Annotated in this window: 19 protein-coding genes, 1 tRNA gene and 1 riboswitch; of the genes, 10 read left to right on the top strand and 10 right to left on the bottom strand. The window is 48.5% G+C overall.

All coding sequences use genetic code 11. The features are described 5' to 3' along the window. Nucleotides 1-50: 50 nt before the first annotated feature. The gene (locus tag AB8516_RS04445; protein WP_369158470.1) at nucleotides 51-1,175 is read left to right on the top strand and encodes a PilT/PilU family type 4a pilus ATPase; all 1,125 of its coding nucleotides are present in this window, start codon (nucleotides 51-53) and stop codon (nucleotides 1,173-1,175) included. A gap of 19 nt (nucleotides 1,176-1,194) precedes the next feature. Here the strand turns inward: AB8516_RS04445 and AB8516_RS04440 are convergent, their stop codons facing one another. The 5 genes from AB8516_RS04440 to AB8516_RS04420 form a co-directional block, all read right to left on the bottom strand. Beyond that, complete coding sequence (locus AB8516_RS04440; protein ID WP_369158468.1) at nucleotides 1,195-1,659, bottom strand: hypothetical protein; 465 nt, start codon at nucleotides 1,657-1,659, stop codon at nucleotides 1,195-1,197. Nucleotides 1,660-1,814: 155 nt separating this feature from the next. Then, nucleotides 1,815-2,396 (bottom strand): ankyrin repeat domain-containing protein, encoded by a 582-nt coding sequence (locus AB8516_RS04435; RefSeq protein ID WP_369158466.1) that lies wholly within the window; start codon nucleotides 2,394-2,396, stop codon nucleotides 1,815-1,817. 70 nt (nucleotides 2,397-2,466) lie between these two features. Beyond that, complete coding sequence (locus tag AB8516_RS04430) at nucleotides 2,467-2,802, bottom strand: DUF1820 family protein (protein ID WP_201259016.1); 336 nt, start codon at nucleotides 2,800-2,802, stop codon at nucleotides 2,467-2,469. 400 nt (nucleotides 2,803-3,202) lie between these two features. Beyond that, entirely contained in the window at nucleotides 3,203-4,810 is a 1,608-nt protein-coding gene (locus tag AB8516_RS04425; RefSeq protein ID WP_369158463.1) for a TIR domain-containing protein, read from the bottom strand. A gap of 307 nt (nucleotides 4,811-5,117) precedes the next feature. After that, the gene (locus AB8516_RS04420; protein WP_369158461.1) at nucleotides 5,118-5,837 is read right to left on the bottom strand and encodes a hypothetical protein; all 720 of its coding nucleotides are present in this window, start codon (nucleotides 5,835-5,837) and stop codon (nucleotides 5,118-5,120) included. 286 nt (nucleotides 5,838-6,123) lie between these two features. Here AB8516_RS04420 and AB8516_RS04415 point away from each other — a divergent pair, with 286 nt between their 5' ends. The 7 genes from AB8516_RS04415 to AB8516_RS04385 all read left to right on the top strand — a co-directional run bounded on the left by AB8516_RS04415 (nucleotide 6,124) and on the right by AB8516_RS04385 (nucleotide 14,265). Beyond that, the gene (locus AB8516_RS04415; protein ID WP_369158459.1) at nucleotides 6,124-7,221 is read left to right on the top strand and encodes a 6-bladed beta-propeller; all 1,098 of its coding nucleotides are present in this window, start codon (nucleotides 6,124-6,126) and stop codon (nucleotides 7,219-7,221) included. Nucleotides 7,222-7,720: 499 nt separating this feature from the next. Next, nucleotides 7,721-8,347 (top strand): cytochrome c3 family protein, encoded by a 627-nt coding sequence (locus AB8516_RS04410; RefSeq protein ID WP_369158457.1) that lies wholly within the window; start codon nucleotides 7,721-7,723, stop codon nucleotides 8,345-8,347. Between the two features lie 61 nt (nucleotides 8,348-8,408). After that, nucleotides 8,409-9,053: a c(7)-type cytochrome triheme domain-containing protein gene (locus AB8516_RS04405; RefSeq protein WP_369158455.1), complete on the top strand. Its 645-nt coding sequence runs from the start codon at nucleotides 8,409-8,411 to the stop codon at nucleotides 9,051-9,053. A gap of 53 nt (nucleotides 9,054-9,106) precedes the next feature. Beyond that, the gene (locus AB8516_RS04400; protein ID WP_369158453.1) at nucleotides 9,107-9,445 is read left to right on the top strand and encodes a c(7)-type cytochrome triheme domain-containing protein; all 339 of its coding nucleotides are present in this window, start codon (nucleotides 9,107-9,109) and stop codon (nucleotides 9,443-9,445) included. 23 nt (nucleotides 9,446-9,468) lie between these two features. After that, a complete protein-coding gene (locus AB8516_RS04395) occupies nucleotides 9,469-11,466 on the top strand; it encodes a hypothetical protein (RefSeq protein WP_369158450.1) in 1,998 nt (665 codons plus the stop codon). After that, nucleotides 11,463-12,470 (top strand): 6-bladed beta-propeller, encoded by a 1,008-nt coding sequence (locus AB8516_RS04390; RefSeq protein ID WP_369158447.1) that lies wholly within the window; start codon nucleotides 11,463-11,465, stop codon nucleotides 12,468-12,470. Before AB8516_RS04395 ends, AB8516_RS04390 begins: the two co-directional genes overlap by 4 nt. A 253-nt stretch (nucleotides 12,471-12,723) precedes the next feature. Beyond that, nucleotides 12,724-14,265 (top strand): cytochrome c3 family protein, encoded by a 1,542-nt coding sequence (locus tag AB8516_RS04385; protein WP_369158445.1) that lies wholly within the window; start codon nucleotides 12,724-12,726, stop codon nucleotides 14,263-14,265. Between the two features lie 46 nt (nucleotides 14,266-14,311). Here the strand turns inward: AB8516_RS04385 and AB8516_RS04380 are convergent, their stop codons facing one another. Continuing rightward, entirely contained in the window at nucleotides 14,312-14,641 is a 330-nt protein-coding gene (locus AB8516_RS04380; RefSeq protein ID WP_369158443.1) for a cytochrome c, read from the bottom strand. Nucleotides 14,642-14,865: 224 nt separating this feature from the next. Between AB8516_RS04380 and AB8516_RS04375 the strand changes: the two genes are divergently transcribed. Together AB8516_RS04375 and AB8516_RS04370 are read left to right on the top strand one after the other, a co-directional pair. Next, nucleotides 14,866-16,023, top strand: coding sequence for a c-type cytochrome (locus AB8516_RS04375; protein WP_369158441.1), 1,158 nt, complete (start codon nucleotides 14,866-14,868; stop codon nucleotides 16,021-16,023). A gap of 595 nt (nucleotides 16,024-16,618) precedes the next feature. Beyond that, nucleotides 16,619-16,707: riboswitch (cyclic di-GMP riboswitch) on the bottom strand. A gap of 328 nt (nucleotides 16,708-17,035) precedes the next feature. Then, entirely contained in the window at nucleotides 17,036-17,509 is a 474-nt protein-coding gene (locus tag AB8516_RS04370; protein WP_369158439.1) for a hypothetical protein, read from the top strand. Nucleotides 17,510-17,587: 78 nt separating this feature from the next. Here AB8516_RS04370 and AB8516_RS04365 read toward each other — a convergent pair. The 4 genes from AB8516_RS04365 to AB8516_RS04350 all read right to left on the bottom strand — a co-directional run bounded on the left by AB8516_RS04365 (nucleotide 17,588) and on the right by AB8516_RS04350 (nucleotide 22,380). Then, nucleotides 17,588-17,663: transfer RNA gene (locus tag AB8516_RS04365), tRNA-Thr, on the bottom strand. Between the two features lie 115 nt (nucleotides 17,664-17,778). Continuing rightward, nucleotides 17,779-18,864 carry a glycine oxidase ThiO gene (gene thiO, locus AB8516_RS04360; RefSeq protein WP_369158437.1) on the bottom strand — a complete coding sequence of 362 codons (1,086 nt, stop codon included), beginning with the start codon at nucleotides 18,862-18,864 and terminating at the stop codon, nucleotides 17,779-17,781. Nucleotides 18,865-19,157: 293 nt separating this feature from the next. Then, complete coding sequence (locus tag AB8516_RS04355; RefSeq protein ID WP_369158435.1) at nucleotides 19,158-19,586, bottom strand: type IV pilin protein; 429 nt, start codon at nucleotides 19,584-19,586, stop codon at nucleotides 19,158-19,160. After that, nucleotides 19,579-22,380, bottom strand: coding sequence for a pilus assembly protein (locus AB8516_RS04350; protein WP_369158433.1), 2,802 nt, complete (start codon nucleotides 22,378-22,380; stop codon nucleotides 19,579-19,581). Before AB8516_RS04350 ends, AB8516_RS04355 begins: the two co-directional genes overlap by 8 nt. Nucleotides 22,381-22,389: the final 9 nt, after the last annotated feature.

The following is a 22,389-nucleotide window of genomic DNA, read 5'->3' as shown; positions in this document are numbered from 1 at the left end:
TTTATTTGTTTGCTGCTACAGGTCGGTATGTGACTGAAGAGGATAAGATTATGGATTTGAACGCACTCCTGTCCGTGGTCGTCAAAAACAAGGCGTCCGATCTGTTCATAACCGCCGGGCGGGAACCCTCCATCAAGGTGGATGGAAAGATCCATCCGATCAACAAGACCCCTCTGACACCCCGAGAGACCAAGGAGATGGTCTACAGCATCATGACCGATGCGCAACAGAAGGAGTTCGACGAAACCAGAGAGTGCAATTTCGCCATCAGTGCGAAAAGCCTGGGGCGTTTCCGCGTCAGCAGCTTTTATCAGCGCGATACCGTGGGCATGGTGTTACGTCGCATCGAAACCAAGATACCCAGCCTGGAGTCACTCTACCTGCCCGCCATTCTGCAGGATCTCTCCATGGTGAAGCGTGGCCTGGTGATCTTCGTGGGCGCCACCGGTACCGGCAAGTCGACCTCTCTGGCTGCCATGATCGGCTATCGGAATACCAGGGGCGAGGGCCATATCGTCAGTATCGAGGACCCCATCGAGTATATGCATGATCACGACAAGTGCATCATTACCCAGCGCGAAGTAGGCATAGATACCGAGTCCTATGAGATTGCGCTGAAGAACACCCTGCGCCAGGCGCCCGATGTGATCCTGATCGGTGAGATACGTACCCGTAAGACCATGGAACACGCGATAGCCTTTGCCGAGACCGGCCATCTCTGCCTGTCGACCTTGCATGCCAACAACGCCAATCAGGCGCTTGATCGTATCATTCACTTCTTCCCGGAGGATGCCAGAGATCAGATCTTCATGGATCTCTCCCTGAATCTGAAGGCAATCGTGGCTCAGCAACTGATCCCGCGTGTGGACGGTAATGGTCGGCGGGCTGCCGTCGAGGTGATGTTGAATACCCCATTGGCCGCAGAACTGATTCGCAAGGGCGAAATCCACAAGCTCAAAGAGCTGATGAAGCGTTCAACGGAACACGGCATGATTACCTTTGATCAGCATCTCTTTCAGCTCTATGAAGAGGGTGTCATCAGCTATGAGAATGCCTTGGCCCATGCCGATTCCGCCAATGATGTACGCTTGATGATCAAACTGGGCGCCACCCATACCAGTGACTCGCTGATCGATGAACTGGATGGAATCACCCTGTCGGATGGTAAACGCTGAATCCGTTTTACGGGCGATGTTACTGTTCTAACCCTTCGAGATAGCGTCCAACCATCTGATACTGGTTTGTCGACTCGTTTGCGGCACCGCCGTCATCGTTCAAAATCATCTCGCAATTTTTCGCCATTCGGGCCTGCATGGCCGCTTTCCACGCCCCTCGGGCGCCGCTCTGATCATCGCTTGAGAGGGAGGCTGCCGCGGCCGCTGCGACAAAATGCTCGGCCTGTGCCGCCCAATCGGCATCACTGCCGCAGGCGGTGTAGGTTTGCGTCGCAAATGCCTTCACTGTCTTATAGATCTGCTCCAGCTCCGCCGGTGAAATATCCGGGTCAATAGCCGCATCGATGGCGCGGCTGATACGCGGGTCTTGGCTCAAATGGCCAACATTGGCAACAAACTGACCACCCAGAGCACGCTGCTCTACGGGTGAAAGTCCACTGATGGCTTCTCGAAGATCGTGGTCATTGGTGATGGTTTGAGGCATGAGAGATCCCTCCTGAGAAACACTCAATCACAGATAGGAGCTGTCTGATTAAATATCATAGATTTGCCGGGCTACAGGGGTGATGATCCAGATCAGTTAATTAGCATATTCTGGTAAAACAAAGCACAACTCAGTATAAATTGTCTGGGAACTGGTTATTCCAGTAGAGAGACTATTTCCTGAAACTGATTCTCCCTGGCCCAATCCAAGGCCCGCTTTCCGTTAAAATCGTTAATCTCTTGATCTGCCGGGTATGTCAACAGACGCTCCACGGCCGCTCTGTGACCGCGTTTAGCCGCCCAGATCAAAGCAGTCCATCCTTGCGTCATCTCGACTTGATTGATATCGGCGCCCGCCTTGATCAACAGATCGATGATAGCCGGGTGATTGTTCGACGCAGCCAGCATCAGGGATGAATAACCCCCTTTGTCCTTCTGATTGATGTCCGCGCCGGCCAGAATCAGGCGCTCAACCACTTTGGTGTGGCCGTTCAATGCGGCCTTCATCAGGGGTGTCCAGAAACAGGCATCCTTGACGTCGATGACTGCATCGTTACCTTCGATCAGCCTGGTGAGGGTAGGGAGGTCACCGTTTTCAGCCGCAATCAGCAATGCCGGAGCCGGAGTCCCATCCGTGTTGGCCTCTTCCTTCATATCGTTGCTGCAGCCGTGCCAGCTCAGCGCAAGCGGCAGCAGCCAAATGAAGAGACGCGCGGGTGTTGTGTGAATGGTTCTCATTCTCTCCATTCTCACCAGCTCGAAGAAAGGCTCAATGCGGATTCGCAATCGGCACCAAATTTTCAGACGTCTATTTCTCGGGCGTCTTCTTGGGATCGAACAGGTGATTGGGAAAGGGTGTGATATTCGAATTGGAGTCTATCTCAATGATTTTGCCGGGCCCATGTTCCTTCTTCTCCACTTCATCGATACGAATCACCGCATGGATGGGTATCCGTGTCCGGTGAACACCGGAGAACTCCTCTTTCAGCTTTTCGGCGGAAGGATCGACGACTACCGAGCTGGTCTCCTGAAATATCAGGTCCTCGATCTCGACAAATCCATAGAGTTCACCCTGACGCACGGTCCTGGCGAAGATTTCGTAGACCTTTCCCTGGTTCAGAAAGACAACTTTATATATGCGCATGATCGACTCTACATTACAGGACTGAATCGTTGTATTACCTGAACCCGCATACTCGAATTCCACTGTTTCCCTGTAGCGGCATGGTACTAGGGCCTGTTAACACTAATCCAATCGACTCTGCTGGAGCTGTTTTTTTACCCAGCAAGGCAGAATGAGCGAGGTTTAGCCGTGCTAAATGAGCGAATGATAACGCAGCTGGGTGGAAAAACAGCCCCAGCCCTTCGGGTTGTGCCTGAAAATGCGCCACTCGGCGTTGCTCGTCACTCATTTGGAATCACCAAACCTCACTCCTCGCGCCTTGATTGGCGCATTTTCAGACACAACAGAGCCGATTGGATTAGTGTTAACAGGCCCTAAGGAAAATTTAGAGGTTCCGTCACAGGGATAAAACAATTGTACATCATGTAGGGTCGAGTTTGGAAAAACGGTCGGCAAGTACCTTTTCCGCATCCGGGCTACTCGAAAGGTCAATGGCCTGCATCGCGGCAAGATAGTCGTTAACGTCGCCGGGAGATGTGTCGTCAATTATGATTGGGATGATACGATTGTCCAGGTGTCCGGAAGCGACGCCGAGATCAATTTCGCGCCGGACCCATTTCGACTGAGCGGAATTCCTGGAGACAACAACCGCCATCCAGTTTGATTCGGAAATCGCCTTACGAATTTCGGCAGTCCAAAGTGCTCCCTTGGGAATATCGGCAGTAGAATACCAGGTACGGATTCCCCTTTTCTTCAGTGGTTCGAGAAGCTTTTTCTCAATAAAATGACTATCTTCATGGCTGTGGCTGAGAAATACAGAAACACTCTTGTCCGAATCCAGTTCGCGGATGTTATAGCACTTGTACTTAACGCCGACATCCTGGCCGGGTTTTTGTAGCAGGAAATCTACTGCATCATCGGCCGCTACAATGATCTCTTTCGCATTGCGGTAGGTGACTTGGTCACATAAGATTCGTTTCCCATTGCGGGCATTGCTTTCAAATGCGGCACTAAGATTCACTGCAGTACCGATTGCTGTATAGTCCCGCATGTCTCCACTGCCAATCCCCCCCAATATCACCTGATCGGTAACTATGCCCACTCCCAGATCAAGAAAATCGAGCTGCTGATTGCTTTCTTCATTCCAACGCGCTTTCATCAGCTCAAATTCCCGCACCATGTAAAATGAACACTTCACGGCCCTCTCACTGCAATCTTTCCCCTGAAACAGTGCCATTACTCCATCACCCAGAACCTTATTTACTATCCCGTCGTGATCGAGTACGGCATGACTGAGAATCGTAATAAACTCACTCAGTCGCTCTTGTACAATTCCAGGATCGAGTAATGATTGGCAAAGTTGGGTAAAACCTCGCATGTCGGCAAACAGCACCGATAAGGTTTCTGAATGAGCCTCTTGCTCGAGTTCATTCATTCGCGCGATCAACTTGTCGGTTTGGCGTGATGACCCGTAAAGACCGCTATGGGCAAGAAGACTTTCGACCAACCGTGCGTTACGGATAGCGACACTGGCTTGATCGGCAAAATATTCCAGAATAATGCGATCCCGCTCGCTATAGTCGCCATCGATTTTATTTAAGACCTGCATCACTCCCAGACGACTGTCGCCGACCACCAACGGCACGCATACCATACTCTTGGTGATCTTGTTCGTCTCATCGTCCACCCCGCCGAAATGATCCTTGACAATGTTCTCAACCATCGAAATGCCGGACTTGTACACTTCACCTGCTTTGCTTCCGTCGATCGGTACCTGCTGGTCCGAGTGGAGTCCAAATGAACTCAGTACCCACTCCGCCTCTTCGCCGGTTGCCGCGGCAAAATAGAGTGTCGGCTGACGTTCGTTTCGCAGGATAATACTTGTTTCGGGTGAATTTGTTAGTTTTCCAGCTGTGTCCAGAATGGTGTTGAGCAATATTTCAAGTGAAAGCTCTTTTGTCAGTGCCCGTGAAGATTGAGCCAAGGCTTGAAAGTCATCTCTCGTCAGGAGGTCGAGGTTTTCTGTCATCCCGTATCTCTTCCGATCAGTTATTTAGATACATTAGAGGAAGTATATACTGTCTTTCCTGTAACAGCAGTCCATTCTTGTGTTTGTCGGTATTGGAAATATACGCTGCTGATCCGGTTAGTTGACGTTGAGCATGTGAGTATGATTTTACAATAGAGAATCATCACGAATACCGACGACCAGAAACATAACCACTAAAAAAGATATAAATATAGTCCCGTTTGCCTCTTACATTGTAAGTGTAGAGTGACTCAGGTATGGGCAGTATTCCTTTGCGCAAGTGTTTTCTGTAAAGCGTGTGATGATGTTACTTTGGCGCGAATTTCGTTTGTTCAAGTAAGACCTTATATGTGTATCCTGAACCGATATCAACATTATATCGAATCACGCCATTGGCAATGACAAGCTCACCCGGCGAAACCAGTTCTGTCGATGTCGCAATCAGCTTGTCATTGGGTGGTGTGCCGGTTCCGTCCTGCAGGGTAATCCAGTTCTTGCCCATAATGTTTGGACTTATCTTTATAACTCTTGCCCGCAGGCTGACCGATTGCTCATTCAGCTGAGTCGCGTCTGCCATTATATCGGCGATCGTCTTTCCGTCAGCCAGTTGAGGAATCTCTCCAGGTACTGGTGCGGGTACCTCTACTGTGGTCAATATTTGAGTTTGTCTGTTTTCATTTCCGTGGCCTTCTCCTTTCAGCACCTGATGTTGGCTGCTTTTGACACTTTCACCCACCCGCTTAGCTGCTTGTACAAAGATGACAGAATCGAATTTTCTGTCCAGCGCCTTACTGTAAAAATCCCTCATCTCAATGCCGCCTCTATATTCAACTTTATCACCCACAGCCACCGACAAATGGCTGGTTGCGATCCAAGTTCCCTGCTCACTGAGCTGCATATAGGTGTAATTACCGACATCGAAAACCTCCGCTACTGTACCCGATACGGATCCTTCTTCATCTGCGACAGCGGTTGAAACAGCGAAAATAATAGTGAACCCTATTGTTATTAGCTTAAAAATATTCATGGTTTTCTCTTTAGGTTATTGAATACCGATTCCTGGATTCGGTCCATGTACCATGGCGGACTATTTTAAAAATGAATAATGTATTAAAACTATCCAATCAGAAAATTGGTCATTACACGTTACAGTGTCTTTTCATACTATAGGTAACTGGTATTCTATTCACATTGGATAAATGTCATACTGGAGTTCTAACTCACTCGAGTTGAGCTACCATTCATTAAAGCGTACTGGGTCAGTACTAAAAATACAAAATAACAGTTGGCATCTGAAGATTGGGAGGATAAGTGTGAACCTTAAGCTGACAGAGTATTCACCGTGTCGCTTGCATCTAACAAGTCTTATACCGGCGTTGAGAATTGGCCTCACGGCCATAATCATCGTGATTTCAGGGTGCGCCTCTCATGCACCATCCGCAACTACTGAAAATCTCACGGCAGAAAATTTCGTATGGCCGGCTCCTCCGGCAAAACCTCGAATCCGCTACCTTGGCAGCCTGAAATCCACTGAATCCATTATCGGGAAGCAAAAGCAGAGCCTGCGTGATTGGTTGCTCGGGAAAAAGGATGAAGAACGTCTTGCCCTGACTAAACCCTATGGGGTACACAGCGATTCAAAGGGACGGGTCTACGTTGCCGATACAGGTATCTCCGGTCTGGTGGTATTTGATCTGGAAAGGAAAGGCATGACTTATTGGGGCATCGAAGGACCTGGAGCGCTAAAGAAACCAACCGGTGTGACTAGCGATGCACAAGGTAACGTCTATGTCAGTGATGTCATTGACCACCGCGTGGTAGTCTACGACAGTGAAGGGAATTACCTGAACGCACTTGGTGGTAGCGAGATATTAATATCTCCGGTAGGGCTGGTATTTAACGATAAAACACAGCAGCTTTACGTTGTCGATTCGAAGAAACACCAGATTGTGGTGTTCAACCAGGAAGGTGGGGTGGACTTCACTATTGGAAAACGTGGCGCCGATCATGGAAACTTCAACTTCCCGACGAATATTGCAATTGACCAGGACGGCCGTCTCTATGTCGCCGATACTATGAACTTTCGTGTTCAGATCCTTGATGAAAAAGGTACCCACATCAGCAGCTTCGGCAAACTCGGTGATGGTCGTGGTCATTTCAGCCGGCTTAAAGGGATTGGCATCGACCGTGAAGGACACATTTATACTGTGGATGCCGCATTCAATAACGTACAGATATTTAATCAGAAAGGACAGTTGATGCTGTCGCTTGGCAAATCCGGTACCGGCCCAGGAGGATTTTACCTGCCTGCGGGCGCACATGTTGACCAAAACAACCGCATATATATAGCTGACCAGCTAAATCATCGGATACAGATGTTTGAGTATCTTGAAGAATCGACTCTACCCTGATGGGTGAATCTACTATTAGAGATATCACGCCACTGCACTTGGGGAACTTTCAGTCTCACTGATAACATCGACTCAAGTGGAGCTATTCAAATATTCTGATGGCCAAGGCTTATCATCCTGTGACATACATCAATCATCAAAGTTAAACGGTGAGTGAGTAAATCGCTCACCAATCTATTTTCCTACTACTAACGTCAGTTAATTCTAAAAGTTTGTTAATAAAAACTGGGAATTTAATGACTATTAAAAACAATTAAGCAAATAGTTCCCAACAGTCATTGACGATTACACATAGCTGTCTTAATATTCCTTGGGATGTTATGGGAATATTGTCCCAATTCTTAAGCAAACCTTAAGAATTCTATAAAAATAATAATCTCCAAAAAGCAGTAGAAGTACTCAAGCAGTAGAAGTATCCACGCAGTAGAAGTATAAAAAATCGGCTTACAGCACTGACAAGAAGCTGGTGCATCATCCTATCAGTACCTGGAGGATCGGAATGAAAAAAATAGCTATCCTAGCTTCCTTACTTGTATCACTTGGCCTTTATGGCACTGCGGCATTTGCAGAAATCACCGGCACATCTCATGACCTGACCAGTAATACGACGTTGTTGACAAATGCCGGCAATACCGAGATCTGCGCTTACTGCCATACTCCTCATGACGCCAGTACTACTAACACAACAACCCCACTATGGAACCATGAGGACACGCAGGCAACGTACACGATGTACAGCAGTCCTTCACTGGATATGACCATTGCCGGCTCGCCAGCGGGCGTCTCGCTGGCATGTCTGAGTTGTCATGATGGAACTGTGGCTGCGGATCAACTTCTCAACTTTCCAAGTGGGGTTAACGCCGGGCAGGGAATTTTCAGTCTGGGCGACAGCCTTGGTACTGACCTCAGTAATGACCATCCGATCTCCCTGACCTACAATGCCGCACAGGACGTCGATTTTGTTGCACCTGTGAATTCACAAGTGAACGGACTGCAACTGTTCGGTACGGGTGGTGATCAAGTAGAGTGCGGTACCTGCCACTCCGTACATGACAATACAAATGAGCCTTTTCTGCGCATGAGTAACGCTGGAAGCGCCCTGTGTCTGGCTTGTCACGTTAAGTAGCTCACAGTGGTTTCGCCGTATGAGCGCAATGGCGGAAAAACTAAGACTGGGAACCAGGGTAATGAAAATTGCCCTGGTCCTTTCACTGGTACTGATCGTCGCTGCCTGCAGCACAAAGACCAAGCAGCTGTTTTTCGATATCCAGCCTCCGACAGCTAAAGAGCTGGCGGAACAGGAATTAAAAAAACAGGCGGCGCTGATCGAAGCCCAATCCAAGGAACTTCAACAAAATCATGCAGCCGGATCGAAAGGTATGCTGTTCAATCTACCCGATGATAAGGCGCCAAGACCGGAGATTGAGTCGGTCATGGAGTGGGATCGGGTAAAGAAGTTACTGCCTAAAGACTATAAAAAAAATATTGATTGGTCAGCCGCACTGGAACAGGGATTGATTCGACCGCGGCCCGGTGAGGATCCTCGCGCGCTGTGGGCCACAGCATTCCAGTGGGACTTTGTTATCAAAGGTGAGGAGCCCGAGGACGACGCATTCTTTCCTCACTCTGCTCATACCCAATGGCTGGGGTGCAAGAATTGCCACAATCCATCCCTTTATCCCTACAAAAGAAATCCGGCCACGATGAAGGAGATGAAGAAAAAAGGCGTCTCCTGCGGTGCCTGCCACGGTAAAAAGAAAGTTTCCTTCTCTCTCAAAGCATGCGATCGCTGCCATTTAAACAGCGATGAAGACGACGAAGAAGAAGAATGATAATACATCTGCTGTGACGACACAGCGATGTAAAAAAAGCAGAAGGTAAGTGTATGCGAAGATGCCCATCACAGTTGGTGTTCCTGTTTTTGATAGCAACATATGCTTCTGTTTTTGCTGCACCGGGGGATATTCAGTATGAGCGCGAGGGAGGGGACCCGGAAAAATTAAAATCATTTCCGCCATCCATTTTTCCCCACTGGATACACCGCATCAATTATCGATGCGATGCCTGCCATAACAAGATCTTTGAAATGAAGACGGGTACCACACCGATCAATAAGGATCTGATGAAAGAAGGTAAAGTCTGCTCCACTTGTCATAATGGCAATGAGGCCTTTGATGACGGTTTCGCAAATTGTAACCGTTGTCATTTAATCAAAGAGAAGTAATCAGCATGGTTCCGGTAGAGACCATGCCAAGAATCGCAGATCCACCGGTTTATTCATGGTTACTTTTTATACTCGTCATGCTTTGGACCGGTAGCCTCAATGCTCAATTTGGGGAGAATATTGTTCTTTATCCCACTGAACTCGAGGCCATTGTAAAGTTTGACGGCACCAATAGGAGAAATGGTACCGACTCCCGTGAAACTGAGTGGGAGGCCGGTTTTAGAGTGGGTCAGATAGGTTATGTACTGGATCCGGAGATTGCCTGGTTTCTGATTGATATCGAGCCTGTATACACCCGGAGTGAGTTCGACTCCAGTGTTACCCGGCAGGAAAATGATGGGGAACTTCTAAATTACCTTTTTCAGACCAACCTGCTACGGGGCACGCCCGGACCAGTGGGCGTTAATTTATCCGCACAAAGAAGCTCAAACCTCAACACAGGCTCTCTGGGCAGCCGCTACGATACGGTGATTGATACTAAGAATGCCACGCTTCAATGGAAAAATCCGGCATTCCCGATGAGTCTGACATACGAGGAAAGGTCACTGGATGAAGAGTTCCGCTCCAGTCTCAACAGTTCGGTGACGGAGCGTGATGAGATCCTCGAGAGTTTGATCCTGAAAGGGCGCAGCAGTAAATTAAGCGTGCATCTGGAGCATGCCAGCTTGGATGACAGAATCATCACGCGTGATCAGGATTATGAGCTGGACAGAGCCAACATATCGCATAATCTACATTGGGGACGAAATAGCCAGTTGCAGTCACTCATCAACTATTACGACCGTACCGGGTTCAACGCCAATGAGCGTCTGACAGTGGATGAAACAGCCCGGATACAGCACCTGGACAATCTTTACAGTCGCACCTCCTATCACTATCAATCCATTACTCAGACTATCGAAAATGAGGAGCATGGAGGTGATTTCGAATTGCACCATAGATTGTACAACAATCTAAATACCACAGCCCATGTGAATATTAATACTCGAGACTCTGATAACGTGGATGAAGACAGATGGCGTTTTGGGCTTGAAACGCAATACAACAAGAGCAATCTCCTGGGCGCCAATGTCAGGGCCGGGCTAGGAGCCACCTATCAAGAGACCGACCGTATTTCAAATCTTGGGCTTGTGGATGTCATTGATGAGAGTCACGTCGTTCCTTTGACAGGTGCGGTCATTCTTGACCGGCGCTTCATAATTACCGGCAGCATCATCGTCACCGACAGCAGTGGCACCATTGTTTACGATGAGGGGATGGATTACACGGTGCTGAGTCTGTCAGGAGACCTCACACAAATCCAAGTGATACCGGGTGTCAGAATCGATACCGGTGACACTATCCTGGTCAGTTACAATGCGCAGCAATTACCATCACAGGAGTTTTCCACCACCTTTACAAACTATAATTTCTCAATCGACTATGATTGGGTACGTTTTTCCCATTCCGACAGCAAGTCTGATGACAAGCTCATTTCAGGTGCCAGTGAGAGTTTTCTACAGAGCACACGCAATACCCTCACGGATCTGGAATTCCATTTTAAACTGGCAGGTATCGATGCCCTTGTTGGCGCCGAACGACGCTTCACACTGTCCGGCGGATTCGAATCAACGAGTTACACATATAGGCAACTTTTCTCCTGGACAACTTTCGAAAACACCCGATCCAGGGGAATTTTATGGAACCTTAACGCAACGCAATCGTTCACCGAACAGGAATCCTTGGATACGGATCTCTACCGAATCGACCTTACAGCCAATTGGCAGCCTCGTCCTAGCCTGACAATCCGACCGACCATCAGCGCTTGGAAGAGACATGACGAGGGTAGTGTCATCACAGGCGGTCGATTGGATGATGAGTTTATCTCAGCCGGTATTTGGGCTCGCTGGCGATATCGTAAAGTCGATCTTGAATTAAACTACCATCACGATCGTCGTACCGTTGACAGATCACAGGACAACGGGTTGACAGAGACCATCGACGACAGACTGATGTTTACCTTTAGACGGAGGATCATGTGACCAAATATTTGGGCATGCTGCTTCTACTGTTGCTTGGCGCCTGTTCATCGACCGGACCGGTGACATTCAACGAAACCAGTGATACACCGCATTTGGTTTGGCCGGCAACACCTGAAATATCAAGAATTAAATTCATATCCGCATTCAAAAACGCTGAGGACCTGGGATTTGAAAAAAATTTCTTCCGTAGGTTTCTCGATCTGCTCACCGGCAGTGAAGAACACAGCCTGTCACGTCCATATACAATTGCCGTCAATGAAAACAGGATAGCGGTAGCGGATCCTGATGCAGCAGTTGTGCATCTGTTCGAATTGGACAGCAAATCCTATCGTAAAATCGATCATGCCGGAATTCATCGATTAGAGTCGCCGATCGGGGTTTCACTGGCGAAAAACAGGCTGTTTATCGCCGATTCCAAATTGAACAAAGTATTCATCCTCAATTCCGGCCTGAAGACATTACACATGTTAAAAGGTTTCCTGCGTCCTACCAGCCTGGCTTTCGATCCAAAATTACAGCGACTCTATATTGCGGATACTCTGGCCCATGAGGTATTGGTTTTCGATTCTGACGGAGATCTTTTATATAAGATCGGTGAGCGCGGGGAGCAAAACTTACAGTTTAATTTTCCAAGTCACCTGGCATTTTTCGACCAGCGGTTGTATGTCAATGACACCATGAATTTCAGGATTCAGTCTTTCGATAACAAAGGCCGTCATCTGAAAACCTTTGGCAAACAAGGCAATGCTTCAGGTTATTTCACTCAGTCAAAGGGACTTGCCCTTGACTCCGACGGGCATATCTATATCGCCGATGCATTGGCAAACCGCATCCAGATTTTCGACCAGAGTGGGGCATTCCTGCTTGAGTTCGGCGGCATTGGTGATGCCCCTGGTAATTTTCGTATGCCATCAGGTCTTGCGATCTGGGATGACAAGATATTCGTGGCTGATTCTTACAATCAACGCATCCAGGTTTTTCAATACCTGAAGGTGGGTAACTGACGTGCATAGGATCTCTCTACCCTTCATATGTCTTATGATTGTCTCCAGTACTGTTTTAGCTGGTGTTGCTGATACTGTTCATAATCTTTCGATAACAGGACCTGGACTGGTCAAGAGTCAAACGGAAGATCGAATTTGCATATTCTGCCATACACCTCATGCTGCGGCTCCCGATTCACCGTTATGGAACAGACATTCAGGTGGTGGATATATTGACTACCAAAGCAGCACCAAGGATGCGGAAGCAGGCACCATGAGCGCCTCATCAGTGCTTTGCCTCTCCTGCCATGACGGCACCATTGCCCTGGGGAACATGATCAATCCCGGGGTAACCAATGACCTCGGCAGTACTTTTGTGACAGGACGTGCACTTGTGGGCACAGACCTTTCAGATGATCATCCGGTATCGATTCTATACAATCAAAATCTGTTGCCGACCGACCCGGATCTGATCCATCCCAACAACGTTGATCTGCCGCTGAGAAACAACGAACTTCACTGCGCCTCGTGTCACGATGCGCATGAAGATATGCATCCGCCCTTTCTTCACAAATCAACATTGAACGGTGAACTGTGCACTACCTGTCATATTCCGACAGGCACCGGTTGGGATTGGACGGGCAGCTCTCATGCCACCTCTACCGCCACACCGCAGGGTACAAATCCATGGTCAGATCGGAAGCCCGCATGGGTGGGACTGACGGTGCAGGAGAATGCCTGCATGAATTGTCATACACCCCACAATGCATCGACACCGGAGCGACTTATCAAGGAGCAGGAAGAGAATACCTGTTACCTCTGCCATAACGGAACGGTGGCACAGACCGATATACAGGCCGAACAACAAAAATTCTATCACCATCCGGTGGAGCAGACACCCAGCATTGGCCATGACAACACACGCGAGGAGAATCCGCTTACCATGACACTGCATGTTGAGTGCGAAGACTGCCATAATCCACATGCCATGTTCAGTTCGCCCCCTATGATCTCATTCGATCCGATCAGTCCAATGAGCACGAACCACTCAACTGCACCCTTCGTCAATGGCAGCATGGTGGGTGTGACAGGGATCGATATCAATGGGAGTGTAAAACCTGAAGTGGATTACGAATACGAAGTCTGCTTCAAGTGTCATGGTGTACCTGGAAAGAGCGCATGCGACAATCAGCGTTGTTCGACGGCCAACAGCTACGATATGGTGCGTCAAGACGGTGTCTATAATATCCGAGACAAAGTGAATTCAGGAAATCCCGCTCTGGTTTCCTATCATCCTATCGAACTCAATAATCCCGGTAACAACAACGAGGTGCCCAGTCTTCGCAACGATATTCCACTGAGTACGATCAGTGGACAAATCTACTGCAGTGATTGTCACAGCAGCAATGCGTCTCCTGCCGGTGGAGGCTCTGGTCCATCGGGCCCTCATGGATCTACACATGAGGGTATCCTGTCACAGGCTTATGATTTTGACCCATTGAATGCCACATCGCTCTCAAACAGTCTCTGCTTTAAATGCCATGATTCAGGTAATTTATACACTGACCAGTCCTTTCCACACGACAAGCACGTGATCGGTGAAAACCTTGCCTGCATCAACTGCCATGATCCTCATGGCTCAGCATCGAACCAGCACCTGATCAATTTTCTCACCTTTTCAAATGTGGCTGGGCAAGTTCGTGAGATTACAGGCGCTGGTATCTTTGCAGAACCCACCTGGATAGACAATGGCCTGCACAATGGCACATGCTGGCTCAACTGCCATGGGGAAGTACACGATGGTTTTGATTATTGATACCAAGAATTCTTTCCAGCATTCTTGGAGTGATACACTGAAAAAATTATTTCTTCTGAGGCGGCGGTGGCAGCGAGGCATAGTAGGCGGCGACATCAGCCATATCCTGTTCACTGAGATCAGCCACATCCATGTCCTCGTTCTCATCCTTTCGCTTGCCCGTCTTGTAATTCATAAGTTCTTTAATGTGTTCTTTAGGGTTCATGCCGGCAATGGGAGGCCTGTCGTAATCACCCAAACCATCATCGCCGTGGCAGTCCGCGCAATCCGTCTCAGCAAGCAACTTACCTCTGATAGGATCGCCATCCGCCTGGGCAACTGACACCGGGAACAAAATTATGACCGCAACTACCGGAATCAACTTCATGATCAACATAAATGCAGACTCCTGTTGTAAGAAAACCTATTCTGCTGATTCGGGATTAAATGGCTCTGGAATAACAAAAAATATCGGGACTCTTGCATGCGGTCAAGCTTTCAAGCAAAAAAAGAGAATTCACCATATATTTATCGATGGTTTCTTAAAGAAACCTTAAGATTGCCTTTATTAATTCTTAAATTATTCCATTTATTAATGATATGTAATTAGAGGGTAGATACATGAAACACATGATCCAATCGGTGGCATCAATCGCTCTACTCATACTATTAATCCCTGACGTTACTGCCGCACTTCCTCCCGCCTTTGAAGGTAGAAAGCTATACATTTCGCATTGTCTGCTGTGTCATGGTATCAATGGCAAAGGCAACGGACCTCTGGCGAAAAAGATGCAAATCAAGGCTGAAGACCTGACGTCTGCCATTCTTTCCAGAAGTGACAGCGCACTTCAGAAAATTATCACAGGAGAAGCGCGAGATACCGTATCTGATAGCGCAGGCCACGGCCAGATCAGTGAAGACATGCCCAAATGGAAAAATGTTTTCAGTCCTGATCAGATCAAGGCATTGATTGCTTATCTACGTTTCCTCAGTACTTCGAGTCACACTCTAACCGGCGACCCTGAACTCGGCTTCCGTGTTTACCGAAAATATTGTTCGATCTGCCACGGCAAGGAGGGTGATGGAAATGGAACCATGACGAATCTCATTGGAATCAAGCCTATCGATCACACCAATCCACATAAGACGGACAAACTTGCTAATGATGATCTTGCCAGAAGTATCCTTGATGGAAAGGGGCGTTTCATGCCGGCGTGGCGAGACATATTAACTAAAAGCGAGGTTGACGGCCTCGTCAGTTATATCAGACTGCTTTATCAAGTGTGGGGGAAATTAGAAGCAGGCGGCTTAGTGATTGTTCTAAGATCGCCAACCATGGAGACAAATGAAGACAGTACACGTTCATTGCTTCGCGACACATCCTGCAAAAGCGAAGATAATATATCCGAAAAGGGTAAGGCGCGAGCGATCAGAATAGGAAAACAGTTCAAATCGAGGGGTGTGCCGATAGAACATGTCCTGACAAGTCCGCACTGCCTGGCAAAGGAAACCGCGACTTTTGCGTTCGGTCAGGCGGAATCTGTGGAATACTTAATTTCAGGTGAGAACCTTGCTGAGGATCAAGCAGAGTTATACATATCACAATTAGAGGACAAGATTGGGTCATTCTCCGGCAATGGCAACCTTGTTATTGTGACCCACGAATCAAATATAAGCACTTTGTCCTTCCAGCCTTTCGAAGAGGGCTATTTCCTTGTTTTAATGCCTATGGGTGAAAATGAATATGAAGAAATAGGCACATATAAACTAAATAATTAGGAGACCGTACAACACTATCAACAGCAGTTTTACCTGTTACTGATGATAATGGCAGCTTTTACAAATCACACATCAGATCGAACTGATTGAAAACACTATCGGTTGACAACGAGTCGAGGTGAAAACATCGATTTAAGTTGCACGCTACACTGGAACTTTTGGTGACATAATACTGATTCTACCAGTTTGATTGCTGAGCTTTCATTGTCAGGGCGTCGCCAAATAGGGATAAATTTTGTTGAACTTTCCTGATTCTCGCCTTCCACAATCAACGAATCATTCAATACATGTGCCAGGTCATCACAGCGCAAATACAACACGTCATTGTGTGCCCGGCTGTAATCGCACACCCATTGCTGTCGATTACTGTGATTGGCAGACAACTCATTGAAAGGGTCACTGGCCATTAAATTCATTGAGAAGCTGAAAATTATCAGCATCAGCCCATGCATGATTAAAGTTGATTTGGCCCTTACGCGCATCAGAATTCTCCTATCCGGTTATAGGAGTTCGAATCGACGAGACGCGTACTGCAGGGGAGTGCAGTTGTGAATATATGACGCCAACCAGCAGGGAGTCGGTTGTGAGTCACGGTTTCGGTAATCCATCGGTCTTAGGCAATGAAACAACCCTTAGACTGTGATTTTGCGTCCCTGCCTTTCGGCAGGTTTGCCTTTTCGAACACGTTAAAAAGCAAATTATTACTTGCTTCTGAAGTCTATAACGGCCTGTGCCAGTGTAACTTTAGCAACACAATCAACTGACAACTTGACGCTCATTAAATGACACAACTAACTGTATGTACTAGAAAAAAAGATAAAAAGAACGCAATAAGAACAAAATTCTGACAGAAATTGCAGGTAGGAGGCTTGGCGGACAATCAATATAACCGGTGATACCGGAGGGTGATCGTCCATATTTTTTATTATTTACTTTTTGATAGGTGAAACTGAAACTTGAATACTAGGCTAGCTGTCATCTATTGATAACGAATCCGGGGAGTGTTTGCAGCATGCGTCTTTTCTTTCTGATATTACTTCTCTCTTTATCGAGCCTATCCATGGCCGATACCCAGGTCGATCGACTGCTTGAGGCTGATGAAGAGCCTGTCGGCGTGGTCTTCGAGATCATAGAGGATGATGACGACGCCTTAGGCTGGGCACTGCCCAAGATCGCGCGGCTCAGCGCCCAGTTACGCAAGCGTTTTCCTGAGCTGCCGATCGCCGTGGTGTCACATGGCCGTGAGCAGTTCGGTCTGCTGGCTGATGAGGCCGAGGGTCTTATGGCGCCGATCCATGATAAGGCACAGCAACTGCGAGACGATGACATCGATCTGCATGTCTGCGGTGTACATGCCGGGTGGGATGGTTACACGCCAGAAGATTACCCCGCTTACGTGGATGTTTCACCCTCGGGGCCGGCACAGATCCGTGACTACCGGAATCTCGGATTTGTGCTGATCGTATTGCAGGGTCCGGATTATTAAAGCTGGATACACCGCAGGTTGAGAGGGAGCGCAACAACTTTATGATGTGTTTCCTAATTATATAATTTATATATTTGATGGAGCCGATGGGCGGAATCGAACCGCCGACCTACTGATTACGAATCAGTTGCTCTACCGACTGAGCTACATCGGCCAAAGCGGGCAATTATAGACGCTGAGCTGATTTCCGGTCTAGTCTTTTGGGGTGTTTCAAACTGTAGTCCGCAGGCAAATACGCAGATATAACGGAATTCGATCATGCCTCAAATTTATCTTTTAGCATCAATAGTATAGGGTTCAGGATCCAGGATCGGGGTACGTCCCAGCACGATATCCGCCAGCAATCTGGTCGATGCCGGCCCCAGCACCACGCCGTTGCGGAAATGTCCGGCGTTGAGGTAGAGGCCGCCGATCTCAGGTATCGGTCCGATATAGGGGATGCCGCTGGGGGAGCCGGGTCTCAGGCCGGCCCAGTGGTGCTCGATTTCTGCCTCGCCCAGGCTGGGGAAGTGGGCGAGGGCGAAGGCCTTGAGTTCCTGCTTTGCCTGCTCAGTGGTGTGCTTGTCGAAACCTCTGTACTCCAGGGTGCTGCCGACCAATACCCTGCCATCCTTGCGGGGGATGATGTAACGGTCGTTGTGCAGGACGATGCTGGTGATCGCGCCCGGTTGGTGGCGAAAAATGATCATCTGCCCCAGCACCGGTTCGATGGCCGGGGGCGTGACGATGTCGCTCAGTAGGTTGCCGCTCCAGGCGCCGGCACAGACGATCACTTTGTCCGCTTCGAGGGTGCCGGTTGAAGTCTTGACGCCACGTACCCGACCCTGCTCGTTCATGAGTTCAGTGGCCTCGGTCTGCTCGTGAATGGTTATCTTCTGCCGGATGGCGTGATAGAGGGATTTGCTGAACCTGGGATTGCGTATCTGGGCAACATCGGGTAGCCAGACTGCCTCTGAGGCTTCGGTATCCAATCCGGGTTGGCATTCAGCGATGCCTTTTCGGTCGATGAGATGGAGCGGCTGCTCGAAACGTCCTGACCATGCCGTTGTGCGATCGGTATCGGTAGGCTCCAGGATCAACAGCCCGCTCTTTAGATATTCTGGATCGGGCCCACCCGCATCGATCAACATCCGGGCGATTGCGGGGTAGTGGGCCTGGCTCCATTGGGCGAGCTTGGAGATGGAATCGTCATAGCGCCAGGGATAGAGCGGCGAAACGATGCCGCCTCCCGCCCAGGAGGATTCGCGGCCGGGGTGTCCCTTTTCAACCAACGCGACAGCCATTCCCGCGGTGTGCAGTTCGTTTGCCGTGAGCATGCCGATGATGCCGCCGCCGACGATTAAGCAATCTATCATGATGATTTTTTTCTAAGAAAGCTAAATTTAACAGGGTCGAACATTAGCAGTCGGTAGTAACCCAGAGTCTCTCAGTTGATATCTGAGTATATTTATACCACTAAAGTAATGATTCAGTATGTAGGATTGGAAAAAAGATTGGCTAGGGATGAAGCAAAGATGGCAATGAAGTCGGTGTCAGGTATATGGAGTTCGATTTAGTGCTGATCTAGAAGCAGCCGAGCCATATAGCTATTGATCAGCTGATGGGCACCATTCCTAGTAACGGAATGGCGCGCATCAGCACAGGGATATTACTCTCTCCAGTTGGTATGCCAAGCCCCATCTTCATACCGTTCTTCTACACCTGATGAGCTGAGGCGGAAGGCTGTTATGTCATCATTTGCCTGCTGATTCTGGGCCTGGATTTGGATAATATAACAGCTGACGATTGGGCAATCCACAGTTGGATCAAGAACGGTTAGGTTGCCATAATACCCATCGGGGCTTTCATCATTGAGGTTCACCAGAGCAATATCGTTAGGATAAGTTGCAGTGCGCGCACGAAAGACCTCAAAGCTCTGGGCGGCGGCAAGGAGTGTTTCCGTACCGTCACCACGACGCGCCCTTTTGACATACTCATCGTAACTGGGGAAGGCTATCGCCGCCAGAATACCAACAATGAGTATAACCACCATCAATTCCACCAAGGTGAATCCAGTACTTTTCAGATTGCTACTCATCAATCACCTCCTCCCAATAAATGGGACGGAAGCGATCGCTCCACTCGTGTTTTTTCTTGAGATCGGAGAACAGGAAGATCTTCTTGCCTATCACAGTATTGCCATCTTCGTCTGTGCCACCCGGGAATAAGAGCTGAGGTGATGGCGGGATGCCTTGCAGTTCTAACTGTGAGGTTCGGTCACTGATAGTTAGCGCACCTTCGGTTGAACCATCCCAATGAATGGCGCCATTCGCTGTTAGCAAGTTGAGCCCATAGATCCTTCCCGTACCAATCGTACCAACGGCTTCGCAGAGGCTATCTGGCTCAACAGTATCTGCGCTGTAGGTTGTGAAAAAGATGGCATAGTCGTAAAGAATCGCTTTGGAGAAGGATTTCTCGGCATTAGAGAAGTCGATATACCAACCCCTGTTTTCTGGATCAAGACCAGCTACGACTGTATCTGAAGCATCAACTAAGTCGCCATCAGCGATTGCATCGTAGGTATCCCAATCTGGTGTATGCCAGAGAGCTGTGTCCTTGATCATGTAGAATCGATCCGTTACATCCTCGAGTGGATTCGCGATATCGCCGGTACCGATCATAATGGCAAGGAACTGTATACCCGACTTGGAGAAGTAACCGATCTGAGGGGTATTAAACAATTTGCGGTGAGCAGAAGTGCCATCATTGATGTCGGCAATTATACCGCCAGTGATTGTATTGGTCGCGTCATCTTCATCGATATCGATACGAATGATTCTGCCACCTACATCAGAGGCGTAGATACGTTCAACTACGGCGTTCCCGTTCAAGTCGACTGTAGCAAGATCACTGGGAATGGCAAATGTCATTTCGGGGATATTCACATTGGCTCCCGTATCCGAGATAGATCTCAACAGGGTGCCATCCTCTGCGTCAACGATAAATATGGCATTACCTTCATCGTCGGAATAACTTGCATCGGGTGGGGTGGCGTTATCCTGATCGGGATCGTAGCCACCACCAAAAACCAGGACTTCTCGAACCGTACCGCCGATTTCCATTTTTACGAAAAGCGGCTTTGACCAGGTTTGGCCAAGTTTGCTGAAATGGCTGGAGGCGTCACTGGATATTTCAGCAACGTACTCGGGGGCAAGCCGCTCGGTGACATTGATAATGTGGTATTTTCTTCCACCGCGTCGCATTCCGAATATGACCATTTTTTCATTGCCAACCTCATAATAGGTCATGGGACCGTCCAAACCGTAGTAGGGTATTGAGGAAGCATCGTTGTTCTTTATCGTGTGTATACCGGGTAAGAGATCTTGCGGCATAAAGGCCCAGAGTTCTTCTCCTAATCTGGCATCGATGGCCTCGAGCACACCTTCACTGGTAGGGATCAGTACCACATCTCCATCGCTGTAGTTGACCACGATAGGCTGGGTATGAATAGGTGCGCCCATCACGCCTGAATGTGATGGATCATCCTCCGTTGCGACATAAGCGGGATCCCTGGTAACCCAATTCAGCAGTTCGGTCCGTAACTCATCAGTCGCTACCCCTAACATGCTGGTGGTAATAGCGGTGTTTGAATTTCTGACTCGATTCGCGGCACTGGTCAGTACCGGATCACTGCCGAGGTAGGTATAGAGGTTTCTGACTTCAGTCATATCCTGTGCAACGCCACCCGCAAGGGGGTATCCTTCATCGGGATCACACGCGTCATCATCACAGAACAGGTCTCTCGTGCTTTGAAACTCCTGAGCTTCATTCAGTACGCGCTCGTTATTCAAAGCTGTCAGCACCACATCCTCTTCTGTGACGGTAATCGTGTATTTCTTTAGATTGCCTTTCCAAAAGGTGCGATCTTCGGGAAGAAACATGGGGACGTAGATTTCATCGCCACTAACTGCGGCATTGTCCGAGTTAAACGGGATGGCCGGTGCATTGTAGGCGTAGTCGATATTGGTTTGTGCACTCGTGATGATGTCAGTCAGGTCTTGAACCAGTGAACCACCGTCGGAGTCATAATAGGTTCCACCACCGAACTCCGCGACTCGCTGCAGGAATGTACGTGTATTACCTGATGTGTTGAAGCCCATTGTGCTGACAGTGATATTCTGATCACCATCCCATCCAGTGCTTTCCATGAGATCAACAGTGTTTGCGTATGAAGCAATCTCATACGCACAAAGATCACCAGGCGGTGAATTAGTAAAGAGAGTGCTTATAGTGCACTGATTTCCATTATAGCTTGAGTATGTATTGGAGTTAGGAGAACCATCTGATAGTAAGACGATGTGATTCGGTGCGCACCGCATATCCTCTGCGCGCACCCCATCTTCTTCAAGCGGAGATTCTAAGGTTAGATTATCAGCGTCAGTGAATGTGGCATCGGTTCTGAACCAATCGACAGCGGCATTCAACGCATCTACAGTGGGTGTGCCGCCACTAGCTGTAAGATTTTCAATCTCGGTATTGAATGAACTCTGATTGGTACCCTCCGAGATGACTTTGAATGCACCTGAGTGTGCAAAATTCCCCCGTGTCGAATAACCCAGTAGGGCTGTGTTGACATTACTCATGGCATCATCATTGAAAACTGTTTGCAATGCGTCAACGAGTTGATCCCGAGGGGTTGGATTATACCAACCCATACTTCCCGATTCATCCAATACGAACAGGATATTAGGCGGCACGGGATCCGGCGGCTCCTGCAGATAGACTTCAATATCGTCAGAGAGGGCTGTTGGTGAGTTAAATGTAATCAGCGATGTCAATGCCAAGGCAGAAAGGGAATGCCAGTGTTTCGATGTAGGTTTCATGCGTATCATGGTTTAACT

It is taken from the genome of Candidatus Thiodiazotropha sp. LNASS1 (genome assembly GCF_964212655.1).
GTDB lineage: Bacteria > Pseudomonadota > Gammaproteobacteria > Chromatiales > Chromatiaceae > Thiodiazotropha.
This window is presented reverse-complemented; position numbering and strand designations above follow the sequence as displayed.

Excerpts from the sequence above, each read along its gene's own strand:
- AB8516_RS04445 (WP_369158470.1), top strand. The coding sequence starts at position 51 with ATGGATTTGAACGCACTCCTGTCCGTGGTCGTCAAAAACAAGGCGTCC.
- AB8516_RS04440 (WP_369158468.1), bottom strand. The coding sequence starts at position 1,659 with ATGCCTCAAACCATCACCAATGACCACGATCTTCGAGAAGCCATCAGT.
- AB8516_RS04435 (WP_369158466.1), bottom strand. The coding sequence starts at position 2,396 with ATGAGAACCATTCACACAACACCCGCGCGTCTCTTCATTTGGCTGCTG.
- AB8516_RS04430 (WP_201259016.1), bottom strand. The coding sequence starts at position 2,802 with ATGCGCATATATAAAGTTGTCTTTCTGAACCAGGGAAAGGTCTACGAA.
- AB8516_RS04425 (WP_369158463.1), bottom strand. The coding sequence starts at position 4,810 with ATGACAGAAAACCTCGACCTCCTGACGAGAGATGACTTTCAAGCCTTG.
- AB8516_RS04420 (WP_369158461.1), bottom strand. The coding sequence starts at position 5,837 with ATGAATATTTTTAAGCTAATAACAATAGGGTTCACTATTATTTTCGCT.
- AB8516_RS04410 (WP_369158457.1), top strand. The coding sequence starts at position 7,721 with ATGAAAAAAATAGCTATCCTAGCTTCCTTACTTGTATCACTTGGCCTT.
- AB8516_RS04405 (WP_369158455.1), top strand. The coding sequence starts at position 8,409 with ATGAAAATTGCCCTGGTCCTTTCACTGGTACTGATCGTCGCTGCCTGC.
- AB8516_RS04400 (WP_369158453.1), top strand. The coding sequence starts at position 9,107 with ATGCGAAGATGCCCATCACAGTTGGTGTTCCTGTTTTTGATAGCAACA.
- AB8516_RS04395 (WP_369158450.1), top strand. The coding sequence starts at position 9,469 with ATGCCAAGAATCGCAGATCCACCGGTTTATTCATGGTTACTTTTTATA.
- AB8516_RS04385 (WP_369158445.1), top strand. The coding sequence starts at position 12,724 with ATGAGCGCCTCATCAGTGCTTTGCCTCTCCTGCCATGACGGCACCATT.
- AB8516_RS04380 (WP_369158443.1), bottom strand. The coding sequence starts at position 14,641 with ATGTTGATCATGAAGTTGATTCCGGTAGTTGCGGTCATAATTTTGTTC.
- AB8516_RS04375 (WP_369158441.1), top strand. The coding sequence starts at position 14,866 with ATGAAACACATGATCCAATCGGTGGCATCAATCGCTCTACTCATACTA.
- AB8516_RS04370 (WP_369158439.1), top strand. The coding sequence starts at position 17,036 with ATGCGTCTTTTCTTTCTGATATTACTTCTCTCTTTATCGAGCCTATCC.
- thiO (WP_369158437.1), bottom strand. The coding sequence starts at position 18,864 with ATGATAGATTGCTTAATCGTCGGCGGCGGCATCATCGGCATGCTCACG.
- AB8516_RS04355 (WP_369158435.1), bottom strand. The coding sequence starts at position 19,586 with ATGAGTAGCAATCTGAAAAGTACTGGATTCACCTTGGTGGAATTGATG.
- AB8516_RS04350 (WP_369158433.1), bottom strand. The coding sequence starts at position 22,380 with ATGATACGCATGAAACCTACATCGAAACACTGGCATTCCCTTTCTGCC.